We start from the raw sequence: 25,016 nt of genomic DNA on the forward strand, positions 1-25,016 counted from the left end.
ATTTCAGTACAGCACCCGCGTGCGCAGGGTGCCTTCAATCGCGGACAACGCATTCTTCAATTCGGTGGCCTGCTCATCGCAGGCGGTGACTTCGATCACCATGTAACCGAGGTGGGCGTCACTGGATGCTCAGCGCTGATCGTCCACCCAACGCAACGCAATACGTTCGTGCTCCTTGACGAAGCTGTCCTTGCCATCGTTGTAGGCGCCAAGATCAGCAGGGTGCTGTTGCGCGAGCTGTTGTTTGAGCAGGCCATACTGGTCGGCAACCGCCCGATGTGCGCGCAGATAATCGCGGAACGCGAGATGTCGGCGGACATTGGCGGTATCCGCCGCGAAGGCATGGATCTGATGGCTGCGGATGCCTTGCGCATCATCTCGGCGGAAATAGCGGCGACCGGAAATTCCAAACTCGCCCATGGCCTCATAACCGAGATGTTCGATCGCCGGGGTGACGCGGTCCAAGGCATCCAGCGAGGTCACTTCAAGCAGCATGTCGATGATCGGCTTGGCCGCAAGGCCAGCGACCGACGTGCTGCCGATGTGATGGAGGGCGATCAGCGGAGCGCCGACAGCAGCGGTGACCTGCCTGGCTTCTGCCTGGTACTGCGCCGCCCAGTCCGGATCATGCGGGACGACCCGGATCATGCCGGGCACCGGTACCGCCCTGATGTTGCAGGATGATGCGATGCTGGCCGATACCGGGTCAGTACAGCACCCGCGTGCGCAGGGTGCCTTCAATGGCGGACAACGCGTCCTTAAGTTCGGCTGTCTGTTCCTCGGAGGCGGTGACGTCGATCACCACGTAACCGACGTTGGCGTCGGTGCGCAGGAACTGGCCATCGATATTGACGTTGTGCTTGCCGAAGATGTCGTTGATCCGCGACAGCACGCCAGGCACGTTGCGATGGATGTGCAGGATGCGCCGGCTCTGGTCATGGCCGGGCAGGGTGACTTCGGGGAAGTTGACCGCCGACAGGGTCGAGCCATTGTCGCTGTAGCGCACCAGTTTGGCCGCCACTTCAATGCCGATGTTGTCCTGCGCTTCCAGCGTGCTGCCGCCGACGTGCGGGGTCAGGATGACGTTGTCGAGGCCGCGCAACGGCGATTCGAACTGATCAGCATTGCCTTTGGGCTCGAGCGGGAACACGTCCACCGCCGCGCCGCCGACATGGCCGCTTTCCAGTGCCTGGCGCAGCGCGTCGATATCGACCACGCTGCCGCGCGAGGCATTGATCAGATGCGCACCGGGTTTCATCGCGGCGATTTCGGCGGCGCCGAACATGCCCTGGGTGCTGGCGGTTTCCGGCACGTGCAGGGTAACCACGTCGGCACTGGCCAGCAGTTCCTGCAGGCTGGCCGCGGCACGGGCATTGCCCAGCGACAGTTTGGTTTCGATATCGTGGAACATCACCTGCATGCCCAGCGCTTCGGCCAGCACGCCAACCTGGGTGCCGATATGGCCGTAGCCGATGATGCCGAGGATCTTGCCGCGCACTTCATGGCTGCCGGCGGCCGACTTCGACCAGCCGCCGCGGTGGCACTGCGCGTTCTTCTGCGGGATGCCGCGCATCAGCATGATGCTCTGGGCGATGACCAGTTCGGCCACGCTGCGGGTGTTGGAATAGGGTGCATTGAAGACCGGGATGCCGGCCAGCTCGGCGGTTTCCAGATCGACCTGGTTGGTGCCGATGCAGAAGCAGCCAACCGCCATCAGCCGGCGCGCATGCGACAGCACCTCGGCGGTGAGTTGCGTGCGCGAACGCAGGCCGACGATATGCGCTTCAGCGATGCGGGCCTTCAGTTCGTCCTCCGGCAGCGACTTCTCGTGATACTCGATCTGGGTATAGCCGGCGGCGTGGAAGGTGTCCACGGCGGTCTGGCTGACGCCTTCCAGCAGCAGCACGCGGATGTCCTGCTTGGGGTAGGAGGTCTTCTTGGACATGTAGGCAGCGAAGTGGGGCATGACGGGCCGATCACTATGCCAGAACGGTGGCGGCTTTTGCTGCGTCGCATCAGCACTGCAAGCGGCTGTTTTTGTTGCTTCTGAAACCAATCGCGCACGCCTGCCATCTGGACGCGACCCCGCGACGCTGGCACGCTGACGCACCCCCACGCCACCGACCAAGATGACCGATTCCCGTCTGCAATCGTTGCAACAGGCCGTGCCCGGCCTGCGCCTGAAGTCCGACCCTGCCGACCTGGAACACTACGGTCGCGACTGGACCCGGCGCTGGACCCCGGCGCCGCTGGCCATCGCCTTGCCGGCCAGCATCGAGGAGGTCCAGGCCATCGTGCGCTGGGCCAACCAGCAGCAGGTGGCGCTGGTGCCTTCCGGCGGCCGCACCGGGCTGTCCGGTGGCGCGGTGGCCGCCAATGGCGAGCTGGTGATCAGCATGGAACGGATGAACAAGGTGCTGGCCTTCAATGCGGTCGACCGCACCCTGACCGTGCAGCCGGGCATCGCGCTGGAAGCAGTGCACAACGCCGCCAGCGAACACGGCCTGGCTTATCCGGTCGATTTCGCCGCCCGTGGTTCATGTTCGATTGGCGGCAATATCGCCACCAATGCCGGTGGCATCCGGGTCATCCGCTATGGCAACACCCGCGAATGGATTGCCGGCCTCAAGCTGGTGACCGGCACTGGCGAGCTGCTGGATTTGAACCGGGCCTTGATCAAGAACTCCAGTGGCTACGATCTGCGCCATCTGGTCATCGCCTCCGAAGGCACGCTGGGGATCGTGGTCGAAGCCACCCTGCGGCTGACCGATCCGCCGTCGCCCAGCAACGTCATGCTGCTGGCGCTGCCATCGTTTGAGGTACTGATGCAGGTGTTCGCCGCATTCCGCGAACGACTGCAACTGGAAGCCTTCGAGTTCTTTACCGACCGCGCGCTGCATCATGTGCTGGCGCATGGCGCGCAGAAACCGTTCGATGACGTGCATCCATATTACGTGGTCACCGAGTTCGCCAGCGGCGACGAGGCCAGCGAAGCCGCGGCGATGGCGGCGTTCGAAACCTGCATGGACAACGGCTGGGTCAGCGATGGCGTGATCAGCCAGTCCGACGCCCAGGCAGCGCAGCTGTGGCGGCTGCGCGAAGGCATCACCGAAAGCCTGGCCGCCTACAAGCCGTACAAGAACGATGTGTCGGTGCGGATTTCGGCGATGCCGGCGTTCCTGGCCGAAACCCAGGCCCTGCTCGGCCAGGCCTATCCGCATTTCGAGGTGGTGTGGTTTGGCCATATCGGCGATGGCAACCTGCACATCAACGTGCTGAAGCCGGGCGACGTCGATTACCCGCTGTTCGTGCAGCAGTGCGAGCATGTCACCGAGTTGCTGGCGCAGGCCCTGCAGCGTTGTGGTGGCAGCATTTCGGCCGAGCACGGCATCGGCCTGGTCAAGAAGGGTTATCTGGGCAGCACCCGCAGCGACGCCGAGATTGCGGTGATGCGTGGCATCAGGCAGGTACTGGATCCGAATGGACTGATGAATCCGGGCAAGCTGTTCGACTGATCGGGCAAGCCGTCGTCTCGTCGCCCAAGAGGCCGATGCTGCCGTCTGCGCGCGGCCGCCTGTTCATCCGCCTCGCGTTGGATTCGGTAAAATCTCACAATCAGTTTCCGCTCCGGATCTCCCATGTCGCGTTGCCTCGTGTTGATTGGCCTGTTGCTGTTCAGTGGTTCGCTGTTGGCCTCCAGTTTTGCCGGTACCTCGGCCGGTGCGTCCTCGGCCGGCAGCTCCGACTCCAGTGGCAGTTCTTCCGGTGACGATGACAAAGTGGTTGCCCAGGCACGCGAGGACGCGGCGGTATTTGTCGCCACCGATGGCCGTGTCCGCAGTGCCCGTCTCGAAGCCGCGCTGCGCCAATTGCGTGAAACCAGCGCGCAGTCGGGTGAGGCAAGCGACCTGCAACTGGCCCACGCCATCCTCAGCCGTTGATCCCGCGTCGGCGCCTGCGCTGGGCGCTGCTGGCGTGGCTGCTGCTGGCGTCGCCGGCCTGGGCACGAGTGTCATTGCAGCTGCAGTCCGAAGGGCTGTCGGCAGCCGAGATCGGCGCCAGCACGGCGATGTTCGAACAAGCCCTGCAGCGACTGCCGCCTTCCTGGCGCGACGGCAGCGAGCAGGTCATCCCGGTGCAATGGCGCGACGATCTTCCGGCGAAGGTACACGGCCGGGCCAAATCACGGGCGATCTGGTTGAACCGGCAGTTGTTGCTGGACTGGATGGCGGCCGGCGCGACCAAACCCGACACCGGCAGCGAAGTCCTGGCTGCCCGCCAGGCCGTGCTGGCCGCGTTGATCCATGAGCTGGCGCATTTCCATGATCGGTCCGCGCAAGGACAGCTGTCGCGCAATCCACGACTGCTGGACCTGGCCGGCTGGCAACTGGATCTGGCGCGACCGCGCCGGCGCGTGGCCGGCAATGCCTTCAGTGACCGCAGCCCGGACCGCTACGAGCTGACCAGCGCCAGTGAGTATGTGGCGGTGAACCTGGAATATTTCCTGCTCGATCCGCAATACGCCTGTCGCCGGCCAGCGCTGTATCGGTTGTTTGCCGAGCATTTCGCCTGGTCGCCGCCGGCCAGCGCGTGCGCGCCGGACCAGGTGTTCGTGCAGTCGCTGGTCGATGATGCGGTGCGGGCTTTGCCGCACCTGGAGCCGGACCGTGTCTACGCGGTCGACTATCTGTTGGCCGAGGGCAACCAGCAGGCGATGAGTCGCTGGGGCCACGCCATGTTGCGGCTGGTGATCTGCAAGCCGGGACGCAGGCCGGGGCCGGATTGCCGGCTGGACCTGCAGTATCACCAGGTACTGTCGTTCCGTGCCTTCGTCGACGACGTGCAGGTATCCAGCTGGCGCGGACTGACCGGTTCGTATCCGTCACGGATGTTCGTGCTGCCGCTGTCGCAGGTCATTGACGAGTACAACAAGGTCGAGCTGCGTGGCCTGCAATCGATTCCACTGCGACTGTCGCCGGCGGAGATAACGCAGCTGCTCGAGCGTGCCGCACAGCTGCACTGGAGCTATGACGGCCGTTATTACTTCATCAGCAACAACTGCGCGGTGGAAGTATTCAAGCTGCTGCACGATGGCGTGCCGCGGCTGGCCGGCGAGGGTTTGGACAGCATCACTCCGCGCGGTCTGCTGCGCAAACTGCAGCGGCGCGGTGTCGCCGATGCCAGCGTGCTGCAACCGCGTGACCAGGCCGAACGGATGGGCTATTACTTCCCGTCGGCGGATCAGCATTACCAGCAACTGCTGGATGTGGTGCGTGCGGGCCAGCCAATCGCGCAGGCACGGGTACGGGACTGGTTGCGGGCACCGGCGACGGAGCGCGCGCGGGCCATCGAACACGCGGATCTGAAAGCCAGCGCGGCGTTACTGGTGCTGGAAAACGCCGCCCTGCGGCAACAGGAAGTGTTGGCGCGGGACGAACTGAAACACCGCTTGCTGCGGCCACCGGCCATGGGCGAGCTGAGCGGGCAATCGGAACAGACGATGCTGGCCGATTATCTGCGCGCCAGCGAACGGCTCAGTCGCCCGGCCTTGTTGATTGAGGGTGGTTACGGGCTGCCGCAGGCAGCGGAGCGCGAGCGCCTGCAACGGGCGGCAACCGATCAGATGCAGGCACTGCAGGCCGCCCGTTCACGCCTGCATGACTCCGCAAAGGAATGGTTGGACAGCGAGCTTGCCCGGCAGATGCACGGCACCCGCGACAATCTGCAGCGCCTGGGAGCGCAAGTGCGGGCGTTCGCATCGCCGTAGAGCGGAGCGTGCTCCGCTGCGTTCTGCTCGCTGGATTTTTCAGCGGAGCAAGCTCCGCTCTACGGTGTGGTGGGTTTTTCAGCGGAGCAAGCTCCGCTCTACGCGGGGGCATATCGGGTGGCGAACAGTCCGCAGGCCTCAGTCGGCGCGGCCGCCGAATTCGCCGGTGGTGGTGTTGACCAGGATGCGCTCGCCGTTGCTGATGTATTCCGGCACCATGATTTCGATGCCGGTGCTGAGCTTGGCTGGCTTCGGCCGTTTGGTGGCGGTGCCGCCTTTCAGTTCCGGCGGGGTTTCCACCACTTCCAGGACCACGTGCTGCGGCAGTTGCAGTGCCACCGGCTGGTCCTCGACCACCTGCACGTAGCAGCCGCTCAGGCCATCGGTGATGTAACCGGCCTGATCGCCGAGCGCGTCCGGGTCCAGCGTGTACGGGGTGTAATCCTCGTCATCCATGAACACGAATGCCTCGCCGTCCTTGTAGGAGAACGTCGATTGGCGGCGGACCATGTCGACTTCGCGCAGGTCATCGTCGGCATCGAAGCTGGCATCCAGCTTGCTGCCGCCGGGAATCGAATACATGGTGAAGCGGAAGCGCACGTTGCCGCCACGGCCCTGCGGTGAGCTGCGGTCGATGTCGCGGATCTGATAGACGCCGTTGTTGTGTTCGACGACGTTGCCTTTCTTGATTTCGTTGGCTTTCATGGAAGTGGCTTGGTGAGGTGTTGCCGATCAGGCAAACGGGTTGATGGATTTGAGGATGTCGACGCCGAGCAGTTGTTCCGGCGCGTCTGGTTGCGGGCCCCAGAGGGCGGCCCACTCGGGGTTGTTCTGTTCAAAATCAGTGCGCGCGCCGAAATCAGCCAGGCTGGCGTAATCGATGTCGAGAATGACGATGTCGGCATCCTGGCCGGGCAGGGCATCGACATAAAAACGGAACGCCTGCGGCATCACCGCCGAATTGAAACGCGCATCTGCGGCGGCCTTGAGCTTGGCGACGAACTCATCCATGCGCCCGGGCTGGATGCGGTAGGTGAAGCGTGCGGTGATGGTCATGTGCCTGGTCCCGTGTTTACTTGGGCGCCAGCCGCACCGCGCCATCGAGGCGGATGGTTTCGCCGTTGAGGTAAGGCGTGGCGAGAATGAAGGCAACGGTATCGGCGAATTCTTCCGGCTTGCCCAGCCGCGACGGGAACGGAATCGAGGCGCTCAGCGACTGCTGCACCGCTTCAGGCATGCCATCGACCATCGGCGTCCAGAAAATACCCGGCGCCACGGTCATCACCCGGATGCCGAAGCGCGACAGCTCGCGGGCCATCGGCAAGGTCATCGCCACCACGCCGCCTTTGCTGGCGGAGTAGGCGGCCTGGCCGATCTGGCCTTCATAGGCGGCGACGCTGGCGGTATTGACGATGACGCCGCGCTCGCCGTCGTCGCCGGCGGTGTTGTGCTGCATCAGGTTGGCCGCGGCCTTGCCCACGTTGAAGCTGCCGACCAGGTTGACCATCACCGTGGTCTGGAACGTCGCCAGCGGCATCGGTGCTTCCTTGCCCAGCACCCGGCCAGCGCCGAGGATGCCGGCGCAGTTGATTGCCGCGTTGAGGCCGCCGAGGAACTCGCTGGCCTCGGCCAGGGTGTTGGCGACCGCATTTTCATCGGTGACATCGGTCTTGAAGTAACGTGCGTTGCCCGCGCCGAGACCGGCGACCGCGACCGCGCCTTTTTCGTCGTTGACATCCAGCAGCGCGACCTTGCCGCCCTGTGCGACCAGCCGCGTGGCCACGGCCAGTCCGAGGCCGGAAACGCCTCCGGTGATGACGGCACGAGTGAGATTGGCTTGCATGCTGGCTCCTGTTGCGATGGCGATGAGGCGTGACCGGCCATTCTAAACGAGGGCCGGCGGGCCAGCGAGGCGGCGGCGCCCGCGGTCAGGTCATCGATGCCAGCGGCAAAGCCAACCGGCGGGCGAAGTCGTCGGCGGGCAATCCAGGCGAGAACAGGAACCCCTGGCCCACCGGCACCCCCAGCTCCAGCAGGAACTGGCGCTGGGCTTCGGACTCCACGCCCTCGGCCACCAGCCCCAGTCCCAGGCTGTGGGCGATCGCGGCGACCGCCTTGCAGACGGCCACGTCGGAGCGGTTGTGCGGCACCCCTTCGGTGAACAGCTGGCTCAGCTTGAGCCCGTGGATGGGCAGCCGGCGCAGATAGTTGAGCGCGCTGTAGCCCTCGCCAAAGTCGTCGATGGTCAGGACGATGCCGAGTGCGCGCAGGTCGGCGAATATCCTCAGCGTGGCCGGCGCATCCTCGATCAACACCCGTTCGGTGAATTCGAGTTCCAGCGCCGAACCCGGCAGGTTGAATTCCTGCAGCAGTGCGCGCACGCGCTTGGGCAGGTCATCGCCGGCGAACTGGCGGTAGGAGACATTCACTGCCACCCGCACCAGGCCCATGCCGGCGTCACGCCACTGGGCAATCTGCCGGCAGGCTTCGCGCAGTACCCAACTGCCGATGCGGACGATGTCGCCGGTGTTTTCGGCGTGGTTGATGAATACATCCGGCCGCAGTTCGCCCAGTTGCCGGCTTTGCCAGCGGATCAGCGCCTCGGCGGCGATCACCCGGCCATGTTTCAGATCCACCTGCGGCTGGTAGACCAGGCGGAATTCCTCGTTGTCGACCGCGCGCCGCAACTGGGTTTCGATATGCAGCCGATCCTGCTGCTGTTGCGCCAGTTCGCTGGTGAAGTGCTGCCAGCCGTTGCGCGCACGATGCTTGCTCTCGTACATCGCCACGTCGGCGTTCTGGATCAGCTGTTGCGGGCGTAGCGCATGGCCTGGCGAACGGGCGATGCCGATGCTGGCGGTGATCGGAAATTCGTCCTTGCCGACATGGAACGTGGGCGTGAACGCATCCAGCACCGACTGCGCCAGGCGCTCGGGCAGATCGGGCTCGCGTGCGCAGTTGCAGACGACCAGGAACTCATCGCCACCGAAGCGGGCAATCATGCCGCGCTGGGCGACCGCCGCGCGGATCCGTTCCGCCGCCTGCACCAGCAACTCGTCACCGGCCGAATGGCCGAGCAGATCGTTGACCATCTTGAAGCGGTCCAGATCGATGTACAGCACCGCCATTTCCTCATCGCTGGCCGCCGCCAGCCGGGCGCCGAGTTCGGTCAGCACCGCATCGCGGTTCATCAGTCCGGTCAGTGGATCGGTGCGCGCGCGCAGGCGCAGTGATTCCTCGGCCAGTTTGTCGGCCGAGATGTCCTGCAGCGTGCCGGTGACCCGTGAGGTGCCGAGATCGCCGGGTTCGGCTTCGCCGATGACCCGGATCCAGAATGGCTGGCCATCGTCGCGACGGCCCTGCACCTCCATGTCGAACGCCGGCGCACCGGCCCTGACCTGGTTGATGGCCGCGCACAGCCGCGGGCGCTCATCCGGCAGCAGGCAGGCGAGGAACTGTTGCCGGTTGAGCAACGGCTGGCGGGTACCGAGGATGCGCAGGGCCTCGTCGGTGAGGTACATCCGGTCGGGGGCCACGTCCCATTCCCAGCCGCCGATATGGGCCAGTGCCTGGGCGCGATCGAACAAGGTGCTGTCGCGCTTGAGCTCGGTAACGTCACTGAACAAGGTGGTGGCGCGTGACGGCGTTGCGGTGCCGGGTTCGAATTGCGGTACCGCGGTGACCGACAGCCACAGCAGTTGCCGGTCGTGGCGGTGGTACATGCCGACCAGTTCGCTGTCGACCACCTTGCCGGTGCGCAGGGCGCGATATACCGGCAGGTCGTGCTGCTGGATCTCATGGCCGCCGGCATCGACAAACCGCCACTGCTCCAGTTGCAGGGCCGAGCTGTCCTGGCCTTCGTGGAAGCCGAGGATCCGCATTGCCGCGCTGTTGCAGTACACGATGTCGCCATTGGCGGCGTGCACGACGATGCCCTTGTCGATGGCTTCCATCAGTTCGCGGTAGCGCAGCTCGGCTTCCTGCCGGCTGCTGAGGTCGCGGGCCACGGCGACCAGGCATTTGCGGCCATCGAAGGACATGTTGGCCGAATGCACTTCGACCGGGAAGCGGCTGCCGTCAGCGCGCCGGTTGGTGACCTCGATGACGTAGGTGCCGCCGCGTTTGAGGGTTTCCCAGACCGGCACCATGTGATCGCGCGGCAACTCCGGGTTGAGCATGTTGATGTTCTGGCCGACCACTTCAGCGCGCGACATCCGGTAGGCCTGCATGCCGGCGCGGTTGAGGTCGAGCACGGTGCCATCCTCGGCCAGGATGCTGACCGGGTCGGGCACCGCGTCAAACAGATTGCGATAGCGCAGCCGTTGCTCCTCGACCGCGCGTGCCAGCGTTGTCAGTCCATTGGCCGCCTGCTGCAGCAACTGCCGGGTCGCGGCAGGCAGCGTCGCGTCCTGGCTGGCAGCCAGCAAGCGTGGGGACAGGTCCTGCGCGGGCTTTTCGTTTGCCGCAGCCGCGCCAGGCGTGGGGCTGGGATGACCTTCCTGGGGCAGAAAGGTCGGCGGCTTCATGCCGGTGCCAGGGCCTTGCCGACCTTGCTGCCGGTCTGCCGCCCGAGCAGGGCAGCCAGCCAGCGGCCGGTAGCGGCCAGCGCTTGCAGATCCACGCCGGTGGCCATGCCCATGCCATGCAGCAGGTAGACCACGTCCTCGCTGGCGACATTGCCACTGGCGCCCTTGGCGTAGGGACAACCACCGGTACCGGCGACGGCGGCATCCACTACCCGCACACCATCTTCCAGGCAGGCCAGGATATTGGCCAACGCCTGGCCGTAAGTGTCATGAAAGTGCACCGCCAGCGCGGTCATCGGCACCTCCTGGGCAACCGCGCGCAGCATCTGGCTGGCGTGGTGCGGGGTGCCGACGCCGATGGTGTCGCCCAGCGAGATTTCGTAGCAGCCCATCGCGTGCAGGCGGCTGGCCACCCGGACCACGTCGGCGACCGGCACCTGTCCCTGGTAGGGGCAACCGAGCACGGTGGACACGTAGCCGCGTACCTTGACCCCATCGCTGGCGGCCTGCGCCAGCACCGGTTCAAAGCGCTGCAGTGATTCTTCGATGCCGGCGTTGATGTTCTTCCGGTTGAAGGCTTCGGAGGCGGCGGTGAACACCGCAATCTCGGTCACCCCCACCTCGCGTGCGCGCTGGTAGCCCTGCTGGTTGGGCACCAGCACCGGATAGCTGACACCGTCGCGGCGCTGGATGCCGGCGTAGACTTCGGCGGCATCGGCCAGCTGCGGCACCCAGCGCGGGCTGACGAAGCTGGTGGCCTCGATGCTTTGCAGCCCGGTCTGCGACAGGCGATCGATCAAGGCGATCTTGTCGGCGGTCGCGATGATGCTGCTTTCATTCTGCAGGCCATCGCGCGGGCCCACTTCCACCAGTCTGACGAAGTCGGTCATTCCTGCTCCAGGCTTACCAGCACGGCATCGGCTTCCACGAAGTCGCCTTCGCGGGCGTCAATGGCCTTGACCACGCCTGCGCGCGGGGATTTCAACGCCAATTCCATTTTCATTGCCTCCATCACCAGTAGTTCCTGCCCCGCGCTCACCTGTTCGCCCGGCTTGGCCTTGACCAGCACCACCCGGCCCGGCATTGGCGCGGTGACCCGGTGGCCGCCACCATCGACGCCCTGCTGCTGGCGCTGATAGGCGGGCACGGCTTCCAGGCTGAGCCGTTGCTGGCCATCGTGCACGCTGAGGTGGTTGTCGGCGGTGAAGACGGTGAAACGTTTCCCTTGTCCCTGCAAACGCAGGCTCAGGGCATCTCCGGTCAGGCGTGCGCCTTCCACCTGCAACGACTGCTCATCCCATTGCAGTCGATAGTCGCCGGCATCGCCTTGTGCCTGCACCCGCACGATCTCGCCGCGCAGCAGGAATGCCAGCGGATGCTGGTGCGAATGTCCCAGCCGCCAGCCGTCGGTGGCGGCCCACGGCGAACCCGGATCCGTTGACGTGGCGGCCTGCTGGCGGGCGCGTTGTTCTTCGGTCAGCAGGTGGCTGACGACGGCGGCGGCCAGCAGCGCGGGATCGGCCTCGGCCTGTGGCAGGAATTCATCCAGATGGCGGTCCAGATAGCCGGTATCGATGGTCGCCTCGACCACCGCCGGATGCCGCAGCAGCCGCTCCAGGAAACCGATATTCGATTTCGGGCCGACAATGTACGACTGCGCCAGTGCCTGTCGCATCCGCGCCAGCGCACGTGGACGGTCCTGGTCCCAGACGATCAACTTGGCGATCATCGGGTCGTAGAAAATGCTGACGGTGTCGCCGCTGACGATGCCCGAATCGATGCGCACGTGCCGCGAGGGCGTCGGCAGCCGCAGTTGCCGGCATTTGCCCGAGCCCGGCAGGAAGCCGGCTTCCGGGTCTTCGGCATACAGCCGCACTTCGATCGCATGCCCGTGTTGTGGCACCTGTGCCTGCTGCAGCGGCAACGGTTGCCCGGCAGCGACCTGTAATTGCCAAGCGACGAGATCCAGCCCGGTGGTCATCTCGGTGACCGGGTGCTCGACCTGCAAACGGGTGTTGATCTCCATGAAGAAGAATTCGCCACTCGGCGCGACGATGAATTCGACGGTACCGGCGTTGACGTAATCGATCGCGTGGCCAGCCTTGACCGCGGCCGCGCCCATTGCCTGGCGCAGGGCAGGGGTCAGGAACGGCGATGGCGATTCTTCCAGCACCTTCTGGTAGCGCCGCTGTGCCGAACACTCGCGCTCGTTGAGATGGATGATGTTGCCGTGGCTGTCGCCGAAAATCTGGATTTCGATATGACGGGGCGATTCGACGTAGCGCTCCAGCAACACCCGGTCACGGCCAAAGGCATTGCGTGCTTCGCGCTGACAGCTTTCCAGCTGGGCCAGGAACTCACCCGGTTCGCGGACGATGCGCATGCCCTTGCCGCCACCACCATGCGCGGCCTTGATCATCAGCGGATAACCGATGCGATCGGCTTCGCTGGCCAGCAGTGCAGGTGACTGATCCTCGCCGGTATAGCCGGGTACCACCGGCACCCCGGCCGCCGCCATCAGATCCTTGGCCCCGGCCTTGCTGCCCATCTTGCGCATGCTGCTGCCGCTGGGACCGATGAAGACCATGCCAGCGGCGGCGACGGCGTCGGCGAAGTCCGCGTTTTCCGACAGGAATCCATAGCCGGGATGGATCGCATCGGCGCCATGCGTGCGCGCGACCTCGATGATGGCATCGCCACGCAGGTAGCTTTCGGCCGGGCGCGGGCCACCAATCGGGTAGGCCTCGTCGGCCAGGCGGACGTGCTGGGCATCGGCATCGGCTTCGGAGTAGACGGCGATGGTGCGGATGCCCCATTGGCGGCAGCTGCGGATGACGCGACAGGCGATTTCGCCGCGATTGGCGATCAGGACGGTGGAAAACATCAGGCGTGCTGCTCCGGGCAATGGCAAACGGCTTCAATGTTGTGTCCATCGGGGTCGAGGACGAACGCGCCGTAATAATCAGGGTGGTAGTGCGGCCGCAGGCCGGGCGCGCCGTGGTCACGGGCGCCAGCGGCCAGCGCGGCACGGTGGAACGCGTCGACCTGCTGCCGCGATGTGGCAGCGAGTGCGACATGGACTGGACTGCCGACCGTGCCGGGACTGATCCAGAAATCCGGCTTGATGCCGCGGCCGAAACCGGCGGCCGGCTCGCTGCCGGTGTCGGCGGCGCTGACTTCCATCACCAGTCCGGCATCGATGGCCGCCATCACTGCCAGGTAGAACTGCTTGCTGCGCGGGTAATCGGATACCGGCAAGCCGACGTGGTCGATCATGAGCGGTCCTCCATGGTCCAGGCGGGCGGGCGTTTGTCGAGGAACGCGGACAGGCCTTCCTGGCCTTCGGCCGATACCCGCAGGCGCGCGATCAAGGTGGCGTTGGCCTGGTCCAGCGCATCGCGATCGCCCGGCGCATCGACAACCGACCGTACCAGTTGCTTGGCCTGCGCGACGGCCACCGGGCCGGCCTTGAGCAACAGCGCGACTTGCCGATCAACCGCGGCGTCAAGCTGTCCGGCTTCGACGACCTGGTGCAACAGGCCCATCCGCAGTGCCTGGCCGGCATCGAAGATTTCCGCGCTGGCAAACCAGCGGCGGGCCTGGCGGGCACCGATGGCGCTGATCACATACGGCGAGATCACCGCGGGCAGCAGGCCAAGCTTGCTTTCGGTCAGCCCGAACTTGGCCTCCTCGACGCCAATGGCGATGTCGCAGCAGGCGACCAGGCCGACGCCGCCACCAAAAGCCGCGCCCTGGACCCGCGCAATCGTCGGCTTGGGCAATTCGTCGAGCACCCGCATCAGTCGTGCCAGCGCCAGCGCGTCGGTCTGGTTGTCGGCTTCGCTGGCCTGCGCCATGCCGCGCATCCAGTTGAGGTCGGCGCCTGCCGAAAACGACGGCCCGGCGCCTTCCAGTACCAGTACCCGCACCCGCTCATCGCTGCCGGCCTGCTGCAGCGCCAGGGTCAGCTGGGCGATCAACTGGTCGTCAAAGGCATTGTGGAGGGCAGGGCGGTGGAGCTGGACGCGCAGCACCGGCCCCTGTTGCCGGGTTACCAGGGGTGGGGGTGTTGCAAACTCCGTCATCGCACAGCTCCTCGTGATTCAGCGTCCATGATAGCGGTTGGGGCGCATTTGGCTTTCGTGCAATGCGGCGAGGTACAATGAGAACAATTCGCATTTGAGAATTCTCCGTGACCCTGATCGAACTGCCTGCGCGGACCCCGGCCATCGTGGACCGCGTCGAGGACGTGGGAACCGACGACAACATCGCCCGCCGCCTGCGCGAGCTGGGATTCATCCAGGGCGAGCAGATCGAGATTGTCGCCGCCGGCCCGCTGGGCAGCGAGCCATTGCTGGTGCAGATTGGCTTTACCCGGTTTGCGCTGCGGCGTAGCGAGGCCGCGCGGGTACGGCTGCTGGCCGACGGTGCCGAAGTGAGGAGCGTCGCGTGAGTGCGGAGGCAATCCCGCTGCGGCTGGCGCTGGTCGGCAACCCAAACTGCGGCAAGACGGCGCTGTTCAATCAATTGACCGGCAGTCGCCAGAAGGTGGCCAACTACGCCGGCGTCACCGTTGAACGCAAGGAAGGCCGCCTGCGCACGCCGGCTGGGCGCTCGTTCGCGCTGCTGGACCTGCCGGGTGCCTACAGCCTGCATGCGGCCAGCCTGGACGAGGCCATCACCCGCGATTTCTGCCGAGGTTTCCTGCCCGGCGAGGCGGCGCCGGATCTGCTGGTCTGCGTGGTCGATGCGACCAACCTGCGCCTGCACCTGCGTTTCGCGCTGGAAGTGCGCCAGCTGGGCAAGCCGATGATCGTGGCGGTCAACATGGCCGACGTCGCGCGCCGGCGTGGCATCACCATCGATCTGCAGGCGCTGGCGCGCGAGCTGGGCGTGCCGGTGGTCGAAACCGTCGCCGTGCAGCGCCATGGCGCACGTGCGCTGCTGGAGCAGATCGATGCGACTTTCAATGGCCATCTGCATCCGCCGACCGTCACCCTGGACCATCATGCCGACCTGCATCAGGAAACCCGCCGTCTGCTGGAACTGAGCGTCAGCATGCCGCGCCGTACCGCGCGCGTGGACGATGCGCTGGACCGATGGCTGCTGCACCCGGTGCTGGGGTTGCTGGCACTGGTGGTGGTGATGTTCCTGATCTTCCAGGCGGTGTTCGCCTGGGCCACGCCGGTGATGGACTGGATCGAAGGCATCACCGGCAGTCTCGGCGAAGCCGTCGCTGCAAGTTTGCCCGCCGGTCCGCTCAACAGCCTGCTGGTGGACGGCATCATCGCCGGCCTGGGCGGGGTCATCGTGTTCCTGCCGCAGATCCTGATCCTGTTCGCCTTCATTCTGGCGCTGGAAGAGTCCGGTTATCTGCCGCGGGCGGCATTCCTGCTGGATCGGACCATGGCGTCGGCTGGATTGTCCGGGCGCTCGTTCATCCCGTTGCTGTCCAGCTTTGCCTGCGCGGTGCCGGGGATCATGGCGACCCGTTCGATCCAGGACCCGCGCGACCGGCTGGCGACGATCCTGGTCGCACCGCTGATGACCTGTTCGGCACGGCTGCCGGTGTATACCTTGCTGATTGCCGCCTTCATCCCGCAGAAGCAGGTCTGGGGCGTATTCAACCAGCAGGGGCTGGTGTTGTTCGGGCTGTATGTGGCCGGCATCGTCAGCGCGCTGCTGGTGTCGTGGGTGATGAAGAAGTGGCGGCGCGACAAGACCGAGCACCCGCTGCTGATGGAACTACCGTCATACCGGGTGCCGCATCCGCGTGATCTGCTGATCGGCCTGTGGGAGCGCGCCGCGATCTTCCTCAAGCGGGTCGGCGGCATCATCCTGGCGCTGACCATCCTGTTGTGGGTGCTGTCCTCGTTCCCGGCGCCGCCAGCCGGCGCGGTCGGGCCGGCCATCGATTACAGCTTTGCCGGCCGGATCGGCCATGCGATGACCACGGTATTCGCGCCGCTGGGCTTCAACTGGCAGATCTGCATCGCGCTGATTCCGGGCATGGCCGCACGCGAAGTGGCGGTGTCTTCGCTGGCCACGGTGTATGCCTTGTCCGCGGCCAACGACGATCTCGCCGCACAGGCGCTGCAGCCGTTGATCAGCCACGGCTGGAGCCTGGCGACCGCGCTGTCGCTGCTAGTATGGTTCATCTACGCGCCGATGTGCATCTCGACGCTGGCGACGATCAAGCGCGAGACCAACTCCTGGCGGACGATGGCGTGGTCGACGTTCTATCTGTTCGCGCTGGCCTACCTGGCTTCGCTGGTGACCTATCAGGTCGCCGTTGCCCTGGGGGCTGGATGAACATGGAGCTTTCGCTGGCCCTGCAATATGCGGTGATCGTGCTGGCGGCACTGGCCAGCGTGCTGGTGGTGTGGAAAAAACAGTTCCCACGCAGCCTGCGCCGGCTGCGTTCGGCGATTGCGCTGCGCCTGCTGCGGGAACAGGCACCGGCATGGCAGCGACGTCTCGGCCGGCGGATTGCGCCACCGGCGCAGTCCATCGGTGCCGCTGCCTGCGGCGGCTGCGACAGTTGCGGACCGTCCAGGCCAGGCAAGTAAGCGCGGCGCTGCGGAATCGCTGTTGCGGTACCTGGCGGGCGGCAGCGGCTAGTGGCGGGTGAAGCGTTTGCCGAAGCCCTTGGCCGGGGTCGGCGTCACTTCCACCGACAGGCTGAAGGTGCGTGCTTCATTGGGTTGCATCGCGCCCACGCCGACCACCTGGCGGGTCACTTCCTCGCCTTTGTCGTTCTTGATTGACAGCACCACGCAGTATTCCCACGGGCCGCCGTCAGCCGGATGGCGGATGCTGCCCTCGACCTTGAGCGGGGTGATGGTCTGCACCGCCTGTGCATCCGCGTCGGCGGAGAAGCGCAGGTGGTGGCGGCACGACGGACATACCGTCGCGCTTTCCAGAATCACCGTCTTGCAGTGCGGGCAGGTGCGGGTTGCACCTGCCGTGCCGGGGCGCGGTGCGCTCATGCGCCGGCGCCGGACTCCGCGCCATTGCGCTTGCCGGAGGACGCGGACTTGTCGCCGCCCTTGCTGTCTTCCCAGCCGAAGTCGGCGTTGCCGCGCATGCGCGAACCGGCGGCGACGGTCAGCGAACCGGCTTTGACGTCGCCGATCAACACCCCGGATGCCAGCAGTTCGACCCGCGACGCGGATTCGATGTTGCCTTCCAGTTCGCCGGCGATGATCACCTTCTTGGCCCTGACGCCGCCATTGAGCTTGGCACCGGTCTCGATGGTCAGATCGCCCTGCACGTTGACGTCGCCCTTGAATTTGCCGGCGATGCGGATGTGCCCGGCGCCTTCAATCTTGCCCTCGATGGTCAGATCGGCGGCAATCACTGATTCCTTCGCAGCCGCCGATGGCTCGGCCATGCGCGTGGGCGTGGCGGCCGGCAGCGGTGGCACCACCGAGGCGGGTGGTTCGGTTTGGGCGGAGGCATCGCGCACTGCGGGTTCGGCCGGCGGTGGCGCGGGCGAATCCTTGCGCGGTTGGAACTGATCCTTCCAGCTAGACATGAGCAGGGGCTCCGTTGGGGACAGGGGAAACCGGACTATGGCGCGCAAGTTGCAGGCGCGTTGTGATGTATTTCACCTAACTGGAAGATATTGCAAGGAATTTCTGCTGCCGGCTACATCCGGAATACGCCGAACCGGGTCTCCACGACCGGTGCATTCAGCGAGGCCGAGATGGCCAGACCGAGCACCCGGCGGGTATCGGCGGGGTCGATGATGCCGTCGTCCCACAACCGCGCGGTGGCGTACCAGGGACTTCCCTGGTGTTCGTACTGATCGCGGATCGGCTTCTTGAATGCTTCTTCCTCGTCGCTGCTCCACTGGCCGCCGCGGGCTTCGATGCCATCGCGCTTGACCGTGGACAGCACGCTGGCGGCCTGCTCGCCGCCCATCACGCTGATACGGGCGTTTGGCCACATCCACAGGAAGCGGGCGCCATAGGCGCGCCCGCACATCGCGTAGTTGCCGGCGCCAAAGCTGCCGCCGATGATCACCGTGAACTTGGGCACCGACGAACAGGCCACGGCGGTCACCATCTTGGCGCCGTCCTTGGCAATACCGGCGTTCTCGTATTTCTTGCCGACCATGAAGCCGGTGATGTTCTGCAGGAACACCAGCGGGATGCCGCGCTGGTTGCACAGTTCAATGAAGTGCGCGCCCTTGAGCGCGCTTTCGGCAAACAGGATGCCGTTGTTGGCGACGATGCCAACCGGATAACCATGGATGTGGGCGAAGCCGGTGACCAGGGTCGCGCCGAAACGCGCCTTGAACTCGTCGAAGCGCGAACCATCGACCAGCCGTGCGATCACTTCGCGCACGTCGAATGGGCGCCGGGTGTCCCTGGGTACGATGCCGTACAACTCGTCAGCCGGGTAGGCCGGCTCGCGCGGTTCCTGCACCGCCACCGGCAGGTGCTTGCGGCGGTTCAGATGGCGGACCACGTTGCGGGCGATGTCCAGCGCGTGGCGGTCATCCTCGGCGAAATGATCGGCTACCCCGGAGACCCGCGTATGCACGTCGGCACCGCCCAGGCTTTCCGCGTCGACCACTTCGCCGGTTGCCGCTTTCACCAGTGGCGGGCCACCGAGGAAAATCGTGCCCTGTTCGCGGACGATGATGCTTTCATCGCACATCGCCGGCACGTAGGCACCGCCGGCGGTACAACTGCCCATCACCACTGCTATCTGCGGGATGTTGGCGGCGCTCAATCGCGCCTGGTTGTAGAAGATGCGGCCGAAGTGCTCGCGATCCGGGAATACCTCGTCCTGCAGCGGCAGGAACGCGCCACCGGAATCGACCAGATAGATGCAGGGCAGGTGGTTCTCGGCGGCGATCTCCTGCGCGCGCAGGTGCTTCTTGACCGTCATCGGGAAGTAGGTGCCGCCCTTGACGGTTGCATCGTTGGCCACGATCACTACTTCCAGGCCGTTGACGCGGCCGATGCCGGCGACCATGCCGGCGGCCGGGGCGGCGCCGTCGTACATGTCTTCGGCCGCCAGCGGCGCTATTTCGAGAAACGGCGAGCCGGGGTCGAGCAGCGCGGTAATGCGATCCCGCGCGGGCAGCTTGCCGCGCTCGGTGTGCTTGTCACGTGCCTTCTGGCCGCCACCTTCGGCCGCGCGCGCCAGTCGCTTCTGCAGTTCTTCGGCAAGGGCGCGATGGTAGGCGGCGTTTTCAATGAAATCCGCCGAGCGCGGATCAAGTTGCGAAGTCAGGACGGTCATGCAAAAAGCCGGTACGGGAAAACGGCCATCACATCATGAAACGCCACGTCGCGCCAATCGATGCGCGAGCCGGGACAACGAAAACAACAAGGCCCGCGTTCGCGGGCCTTGTCGAATCACAATCGCGAAGCGATTACTGCTTGGCTTCTTCCTTGGCTTCGTCAGCCTTGGCTTCAGCCTTGTCGGCCATTTCAGCGGCCTTGTCGGCGGTTGCCTGGGCAGCGTCGGCGACCGAAGCAGCAGCGTCGGCGGTGGCTTCGGTAGCGGCGGCCGACGCGTCGGTGGCGGCATCAGCGGCAGCGTTGCCGGCAGCGGCAGCGGCGTCGCCAGCAGCGGCGGTGGCTTCAGCGGCGCTGTCGGCGGCCGAGGCAGCGGCTTCGGCGGTCGCGTCGGCGGCATCGCCAGCAGCGGCGGCAGCCTGATCGGCGGCCGAAGCGGCGTCGTTGGCAGCCTCATCGGCAGCCTGCTTGGAGCAGGCGCTCATGGCCAGGATGGAGGCAACCAGCAGGACGTAGAATTTGGTCTTCATGAAAACATTCCCCGAGGATGGTGGATTGAGAAGAAGTGCTTCGGTGGATGACGGTCGTTGATCGATGTCGGCAACACCCTCAGGGCAAGCGCGGACAATGACCAGCTTCCGACATAAGACAAGGCCGCCAGATGACTGGCGGCCCTGTCAATTTTAACGCTAACCAGGTAAAGCAACGCAAGCAGATTACTGCTCGGTGGCTTCCTTGGCGGCGTCGGTAGCAGCTTCGGCGGTGTCGGCAGCCTGTTCGGCGGTGTCGGCAGCAGCGTCAGCAGCTTCGCTGGTGGTGGCGGCAGCAGCGTCCATCGCAGCGTCGCTGGCAGCGTCGGCAGCGGTGGCGGCGGCGTCAGCCGATTCCTGGGCGGCGTCGGCGGTGGCTTCACCGGCCGAAGCGGAAGCGTCGGCAGCAGCCTGGGCTTCAGTGGCAGCAGCGGAAGCGTCAGCAGCAGCGTCGGCAGCCTGGTCCTGGTTAGAGCAGGCGGCCAGAGCGAAACCCAGGGCCAGCGCAATCAGAGCCTTGTTCATGGTCATTTGTTATTCCTCGTCAATAAAATTAGGCAACGCGCAATTTGCGCGCCGGCAACATGATGACAAGCCGGTTACGGCTGTCAAGCGGTTGGCCAGTTATTTTTGTCAATACCGCGTTAAAGTCAAGCAGCAGCGCCTTGCGGTGCCGATGCCTTGGGCAAAAAAACCTTTTGCCAACATGGCTTAGCTACAGCCCAGGCGGGCCTCAGACGACCTCGATGGCGATGGCGGTGGCTTCACCACCACCGATGCACAGCGAGGCCACGCCACGTTTCAGGCCACGATTGCGCAAAGCGTTAACCAGGGTCACAACCAGGCGCGCGCCCGATGCGCCGATCGGATGACCCAGCGCGGTGGCGCCACCATTGACGTTGACCTTGGCATGCGGGATGCCGAGGGTCTTGATCGGGGTCATGGCCACGACGGCGAAGGCTTCATTGATCTCGAACAGATCGACATCGTCCACACTCCAGCCGACGTTCTTCAACACGCGTTCGATGGCGTGCACCGGGGCGGTGGTGAACCATTCCGGTTCCTGCGCATAGGTACTGTGACCGAGAATGCGGGCCAACGGCTGCAGGCCGCGCTTGGCGGCTTCATCGGCGCTCAGCAGGACGGTGGCGGCGGCGCCGTCGGAAATGCTGGACGAACTGGCGGCGGTCACCGTGCCGTCCTTCCTGAAGGCCGGGCGCAGGCTGGGGATCTTGTCGATGTTGGACTTGCCCGGCTGTTCGTCGGTGTCGATTTCGACATCGCCCTTGCGGGTGCTGACCTTGACCGGCGTGATTTCGTCGGCGAAGGCACCGGACTGCTGGGCGGCCTGTGCGCGTTTGACCGATTCGATCGAATAGGCGTCCTGGTCTTCGCGGCTGAAGCCGTGCTTGTCGGCGGTGGCTTCGGCAAACACGCCCATGGCCTGGCCGTCGTACGGATTGGTCAGGCCATCCCAGGCCATGTGGTCGACAGCCTTGAAGTCACCGAAACGATTGCCGGTGCGCGAATTGGGAATCATGTGCGGGGCGTTGGTCATCGACTCCATGCCGCCGGCGACGACGATGCTGGCCGAGCCGGCCTTGATCAGATCGTGCCCCAGCATGATTGCCTTCATGCCCGAACCGCAGACTTTGTTGATGGTGGTGCAGCCGGTGCCAAGCGGCAGGCCGGCGGCCAGCGCGGCCTGGCGGGCGGGGGCCTGGCCCAGGTTGGCCGGCAGCACGCAGCCCATGATCACTTCGGAGACGTCGGCGGCCGGGATCCCGGACTGGGCCAGCGCCGCTTCGATGGCGGCGGCCCCGAGCGTGGGCGTGGGTACGCCGGTGAACTGGCCCATGAAAGAGCCGATGGCAGTACGCTTGGCGGCGGCGATGACGATATCGGACATGGAGCGGAACCTCAGGGGAGTAGAACCGCGATTATCCGCCGCGCGCCCGGCAGCGGCAAATGGCCGGCGCTGAAAGAGCCCGGATGCACATGTTGCATGGTTCGCTGCCGGCGCGCCGGCCTCGGGGTTTTTTTCAGTTAGATTGATCGCTGGAAGGAGCACCGCAGGGGCGAGGATCAGGCAACATGGGCAAGCAGAAACTGTTGACGCGTTACATCGTGCTGGCCATCGCCAGCGGCATGCTGTCGGCATGCGGTGGCGGCGGTGGTGGCAACACCCGGCCGGATCCGCCACCGCCAGCACCGCCGTCGCCGCCACCGACCGCACCCCCGGGCAAACCGGTAGTAGCCACGCCCAACCCTGGCTACTCCCACCATCTTGCATGGACCGGCGCCGATGCCGCACGCGCCAGCGGCCTGACCGGCAAGGGCGTCACCGTCGGCATTGTCGACAGCGGGGTCAACCGTTACCACCCCGCGTTGTACCCGCGAGTGGTATCCAACCTGACCTATCTGGATCCGGCCAGCAACGACCTCTCCAGGGACGATGTGGTCGGCCATGGCACCGCGGTCGCGCAGGCGCTGGGCGGCACCGCGTTCGGTCAGTGGCCGGGCGGGGTGGCCCCGGGGGTGTCGATTGTTTCGGCACGCATCATCGGCGACACGCCACCGGAGGATGATGGTTCCGGTGAAGGTAACGAAGTCGATGGCGCACTGGGCCTGAAGTCGATCCACCAGGATCTGATCAATCGCGGCGCCCGGATCATGAACAACTCGTGGGGTGGCCTGTACTGGAACAACCGATCCGCAACCGCGCCGATTGCCGACGAGTACCGGCCCTTCATCACCAGTAACGGTGGCTTGGTGGTGTTTGCTGCCGGCAATGAATCACGCACTGATCCCAGTGACATGGCGGCTCTGCCAAGCCAGACTGGGGTCAACGGCAGTCTGCCGGCGCGGGATCTGGAGGCTGGCTGGCTGACCGTGGTCGCGTTGGACGAGAACGACCGCACCGCACTGGCGGGCTATTCGAACGCCTGCGGTGTGGCCAGGGACTACTGCCTGGCAGCCCCGGGCTCGGTGGTGGTGACCGGAACCGAAGATACTTCTACCGAGCCGAAGTACTACGAATGGCAAGGCACTTCATTGGCGGCGCCGCTGGTATCCGGTGCAGCGGCGCTGGTGTGGGAGAAGTTTCCCTATTTCAGCAATGACCAGGTCCGGCAGACCTTGCTTGGCACCGCCACCGATCTGGGCGCCGCCGGCACCGACGCGGTGTTTGGCCATGGGGGTTTGAATGTCGAAGCGGCGATCAATGGTCCCGGGCGCCTCGACTGGGGATTGATGAGCGTCGATTTCAGCGGCGAATCCATCTGGAGCAACGTGCTGAGCGGCGCCGGCGGTGTGATCAAGCGGGGGAGTGGCACGCTGACCCTGTCCAGCGATGCGCTGTACAGCGGCCAGACCCGGGTGTTGGCTGGCACGCTGGTGGCAGAGCATGGCCTGTCGGCTGATGCGCTGGTCGAAGCCGGCGCCAGTCTCGAACTGATCGGGCGTGATATCGGCGGCAGCCTCGACAACCGCGGCTACACCACGTTCAACGGTGCCAGCGCCGCGGGACCGCGCCAGGTGGGCGGCGACCTGCGTCAGGCCGCTGGCGCCACGCTCGGCGTGCAGATCGGTGCGCCTTTGCAGATTGCCGGCAGCGCGCAGTTGGACGGCACCCTGCAGGTTGAAGGGATCGCGCCGGGCTACGTCTGGCAGAGCCGCGAACTGGTAGTCAACGCAAGCGGTGGACTCAGCGGCAGCTTTGCCCAGGTGCAGGGCGCATCCAACGTATTCCTGCAGGCCAGCGCCGAATACGATGCCAACAACGCTTGGCTTGAAATCAGCCGACTGGATATCACTGCCGCTGCCCGGGCGATGGCCAATGCCAGTCCGCTGGCGCTGGCGTCGGCACGGCGCGTGGAATCAGCATTCCAGCAGATCGATCAGCAACTGGACGCGGCAACCGGCCCGCGCGCTTTGGCCCCGTCGTTGATCGAGCTGGCCGGTCATCTGCAGGCGGCGTCGACCGAGGCCAGCGCGCTGTCTTCGCTGGACAGCCTGTCGGGTCAATTGCACGCACGCGCCGATGCGATGACCCTGGACAGCCTGGACATGAATCGCCGCGCCATCGGCCAACGTGCCGATGTGCTGTTGGCCGGCCGTGGCAGCGGCAACTGGTACCAGGCGTTGGCGGGCGCCGGACGGGGTGGCCTGTCCGCCGATGGCTTCCAGCTCGATGGCTGGATGATGGGACATGAGCAACGACTCGCTGGTGGCGCCGTACTCGGCATGGCCTTCGGCGAGAGCCATGCCAGCAACCGCGACAACAGCGCCGATCGTGGCCAGGACCGCCAGGCCATGGGTGTGCTTTACGCGGGCATGCAGTGGAACAATGGCTACCTGCTCGGCCAGGCTGGCTGGGGTGACTATCAACGCCAGGTACAGCGGAGTCTGCAGTTCGGTGACCGCTACAGCCGGGTTGGTACCGATTATGGCGGGCAGACGTTCAATGCCACCCTTGAAGCCGGCTATCGCTGGGGCAACCAGCAGCGTGCGCTGACCCCGTATCTGGGGCTGGATCACACCCGCCTGCAGCGGGATGGCTTCATCGAGGCCGGTGGTGGCGGATTCGGCCTGCGCACCGTCGACAGCAGCAGTGAACTCTGCCGCGGCATCGCCGGTGTGCGCGCCAACCTCATCCAAGGCCGTTGGCAATTGCGCGGCTTCGCCGAATGGCAGCAGCTGCTGGGGCAGGGCGGGCAACCGTTGCAGGCCAGTTTCACCGGCCTGGATGCATGGTCGCCGTTGTCGCCCGGCAACGGTTACCAGTCACACGGGGTTGTCGGCATGGCGCTGGACCGGTACTGGGGCCAGCGCACGCGGATGAGCCTGGGTTATGACCAGACACTGGGTTCGGTGCAGAGTGACCACCAGGTCTCCGCGCAGCTGAGTGTCGGCTTCTAGCCAGCCCGACAGCGTC

At 65.5% G+C, this 25,016-nt stretch carries 23 protein-coding genes; 7 read left to right on the forward strand and 16 right to left on the reverse strand.

All coding sequences use genetic code 11. The annotated features are described in order from the left end of the window. Nucleotides 1–129 precede the first annotated feature (129 nt). Both ABB29_RS03775 and serA read right to left on the reverse strand, forming a co-directional pair. Entirely contained in the window at nt 130–648 is a 519-nt protein-coding gene (locus ABB29_RS03775; protein ID WP_057657282.1) for a GrpB family protein, read from the reverse strand. A gap of 58 nt (nt 649–706) precedes the next feature. Further along, complete coding sequence (gene serA, locus ABB29_RS03780; protein WP_057657283.1) at nt 707–1,945, reverse strand: phosphoglycerate dehydrogenase; 1,239 nt, start codon at nt 1,943–1,945, stop codon at nt 707–709. 184 nt (nt 1,946–2,129) lie between these two features. Here serA and ABB29_RS03785 point away from each other — a divergent pair, with 184 nt between their 5' ends. From ABB29_RS03785 to ABB29_RS03795, 3 genes are all read left to right on the forward strand, one after another. Continuing rightward, complete coding sequence (locus ABB29_RS03785; RefSeq protein WP_057657284.1) at nt 2,130–3,515, forward strand: FAD-binding oxidoreductase; 1,386 nt, start codon at nt 2,130–2,132, stop codon at nt 3,513–3,515. A gap of 123 nt (nt 3,516–3,638) precedes the next feature. Continuing rightward, nucleotides 3,639–3,941 carry a DUF2388 domain-containing protein gene (locus ABB29_RS03790; RefSeq protein WP_057657285.1) on the forward strand — a complete coding sequence of 101 codons (303 nt, stop codon included), beginning with the start codon at nt 3,639–3,641 and terminating at the stop codon, nt 3,939–3,941. After that, nucleotides 3,938–5,767: an Lnb N-terminal periplasmic domain-containing protein gene (locus ABB29_RS03795; protein WP_057657286.1), complete on the forward strand. Its 1,830-nt coding sequence runs from the start codon at nt 3,938–3,940 to the stop codon at nt 5,765–5,767. The genes ABB29_RS03790 and ABB29_RS03795 overlap by 4 nt, the downstream gene beginning before the upstream one ends. Nucleotides 5,768–5,905: 138 nt before the next feature. Here the strand turns inward: ABB29_RS03795 and yeiP are convergent, their stop codons facing one another. The 8 genes from yeiP to ABB29_RS03835 all read right to left on the reverse strand — a co-directional run bounded on the left by yeiP (nt 5,906) and on the right by ABB29_RS03835 (nt 14,378). After that, nucleotides 5,906–6,472: an elongation factor P-like protein YeiP gene (gene yeiP / locus ABB29_RS03800; RefSeq protein WP_057657287.1), complete on the reverse strand. Its 567-nt coding sequence runs from the start codon at nt 6,470–6,472 to the stop codon at nt 5,906–5,908. 27 nt (nt 6,473–6,499) lie between these two features. Beyond that, nucleotides 6,500–6,823: an NIPSNAP family protein gene (locus tag ABB29_RS03805; protein ID WP_057657288.1), complete on the reverse strand. Its 324-nt coding sequence runs from the start codon at nt 6,821–6,823 to the stop codon at nt 6,500–6,502. Between the two features lie 16 nt (nt 6,824–6,839). Next, nucleotides 6,840–7,610 (reverse strand): SDR family NAD(P)-dependent oxidoreductase, encoded by a 771-nt coding sequence (locus tag ABB29_RS03810; protein ID WP_057657289.1) that lies wholly within the window; start codon nt 7,608–7,610, stop codon nt 6,840–6,842. An 85-nt stretch (nt 7,611–7,695) separates the two neighbouring features. Further along, on the reverse strand, nt 7,696–10,293 hold the full coding sequence (locus ABB29_RS03815; protein WP_057657290.1) for a sensor domain-containing protein: 2,598 nt from the start codon (nt 10,291–10,293) through the stop codon (nt 7,696–7,698). Then, complete coding sequence (locus ABB29_RS03820) at nt 10,290–11,183, reverse strand: hydroxymethylglutaryl-CoA lyase (protein ID WP_057657291.1); 894 nt, start codon at nt 11,181–11,183, stop codon at nt 10,290–10,292. The genes ABB29_RS03815 and ABB29_RS03820 overlap by 4 nt, the downstream gene beginning before the upstream one ends. Further along, a complete protein-coding gene (locus ABB29_RS03825) occupies nt 11,180–13,177 on the reverse strand; it encodes an acetyl/propionyl/methylcrotonyl-CoA carboxylase subunit alpha (RefSeq protein ID WP_057657292.1) in 1,998 nt (665 codons plus the stop codon). Before ABB29_RS03825 ends, ABB29_RS03820 begins: the two co-directional genes overlap by 4 nt. Beyond that, complete coding sequence (locus tag ABB29_RS03830; protein ID WP_057657293.1) at nt 13,177–13,569, reverse strand: VOC family protein; 393 nt, start codon at nt 13,567–13,569, stop codon at nt 13,177–13,179. Before ABB29_RS03830 ends, ABB29_RS03825 begins: the two co-directional genes overlap by 1 nt. Continuing rightward, nucleotides 13,566–14,378 carry an enoyl-CoA hydratase-related protein gene (locus ABB29_RS03835; protein WP_057657294.1) on the reverse strand — a complete coding sequence of 271 codons (813 nt, stop codon included), beginning with the start codon at nt 14,376–14,378 and terminating at the stop codon, nt 13,566–13,568. Before ABB29_RS03835 ends, ABB29_RS03830 begins: the two co-directional genes overlap by 4 nt. Nucleotides 14,379–14,485: 107 nt before the next feature. On the opposite strand from ABB29_RS03835, the gene ABB29_RS03840 reads away from it, so the two are divergent. The 3 genes from ABB29_RS03840 to ABB29_RS03850 are packed head-to-tail and all read left to right on the forward strand — an operon-like array spanning nt 14,486 to nt 16,862. Beyond that, the gene (locus tag ABB29_RS03840) at nt 14,486–14,746 is read left to right on the forward strand and encodes a FeoA family protein (RefSeq protein ID WP_057657295.1); all 261 of its coding nucleotides are present in this window, start codon (nt 14,486–14,488) and stop codon (nt 14,744–14,746) included. Next, entirely contained in the window at nt 14,743–16,605 is a 1,863-nt protein-coding gene (gene feoB / locus ABB29_RS03845; protein WP_057657296.1) for a ferrous iron transport protein B, read from the forward strand. The genes ABB29_RS03840 and feoB overlap by 4 nt, the downstream gene beginning before the upstream one ends. Before the next feature lie 2 nt (nt 16,606–16,607). Further along, nucleotides 16,608–16,862: a DUF6587 family protein gene (locus ABB29_RS03850; RefSeq protein ID WP_057657297.1), complete on the forward strand. Its 255-nt coding sequence runs from the start codon at nt 16,608–16,610 to the stop codon at nt 16,860–16,862. A 48-nt stretch (nt 16,863–16,910) separates the two neighbouring features. Here the strand turns inward: ABB29_RS03850 and ABB29_RS03855 are convergent, their stop codons facing one another. From ABB29_RS03855 to ABB29_RS03880, 6 genes are all read right to left on the reverse strand, one after another. Further along, a complete protein-coding gene (locus tag ABB29_RS03855) occupies nt 16,911–17,282 on the reverse strand; it encodes a hypothetical protein (RefSeq protein ID WP_057657298.1) in 372 nt (123 codons plus the stop codon). After that, on the reverse strand, nt 17,279–17,830 hold the full coding sequence (locus ABB29_RS03860) for a bactofilin family protein (RefSeq protein WP_057657299.1): 552 nt from the start codon (nt 17,828–17,830) through the stop codon (nt 17,279–17,281). The genes ABB29_RS03855 and ABB29_RS03860 overlap by 4 nt, the downstream gene beginning before the upstream one ends. Before the next feature lie 113 nt (nt 17,831–17,943). Further along, nucleotides 17,944–19,551: a carboxyl transferase domain-containing protein gene (locus ABB29_RS03865; RefSeq protein WP_057657300.1), complete on the reverse strand. Its 1,608-nt coding sequence runs from the start codon at nt 19,549–19,551 to the stop codon at nt 17,944–17,946. A gap of 133 nt (nt 19,552–19,684) precedes the next feature. Further along, nucleotides 19,685–20,080: a hypothetical protein gene (locus ABB29_RS16025; RefSeq protein ID WP_083487446.1), complete on the reverse strand. Its 396-nt coding sequence runs from the start codon at nt 20,078–20,080 to the stop codon at nt 19,685–19,687. 186 nt (nt 20,081–20,266) lie between these two features. Further along, nucleotides 20,267–20,611, reverse strand: a complete 345-nt coding sequence (locus ABB29_RS03875) for a hypothetical protein (RefSeq protein ID WP_057657302.1) — start codon at nt 20,609–20,611, stop codon at nt 20,267–20,269. A gap of 202 nt (nt 20,612–20,813) precedes the next feature. Beyond that, entirely contained in the window at nt 20,814–21,989 is a 1,176-nt protein-coding gene (locus tag ABB29_RS03880) for a thiolase family protein (protein WP_057657303.1), read from the reverse strand. 185 nt (nt 21,990–22,174) lie between these two features. Between ABB29_RS03880 and ABB29_RS03885 the strand changes: the two genes are divergently transcribed. Next, nucleotides 22,175–25,000, forward strand: a complete 2,826-nt coding sequence (locus ABB29_RS03885) for an autotransporter serine protease (protein ID WP_057657304.1) — start codon at nt 22,175–22,177, stop codon at nt 24,998–25,000. Nucleotides 25,001–25,016 lie beyond the last annotated feature (16 nt).

Source organism: Pseudoxanthomonas dokdonensis, from assembly GCF_001431405.1.
In the GTDB taxonomy this organism is placed as follows: domain Bacteria; phylum Pseudomonadota; class Gammaproteobacteria; order Xanthomonadales; family Xanthomonadaceae; genus Pseudoxanthomonas_A; species Pseudoxanthomonas_A dokdonensis.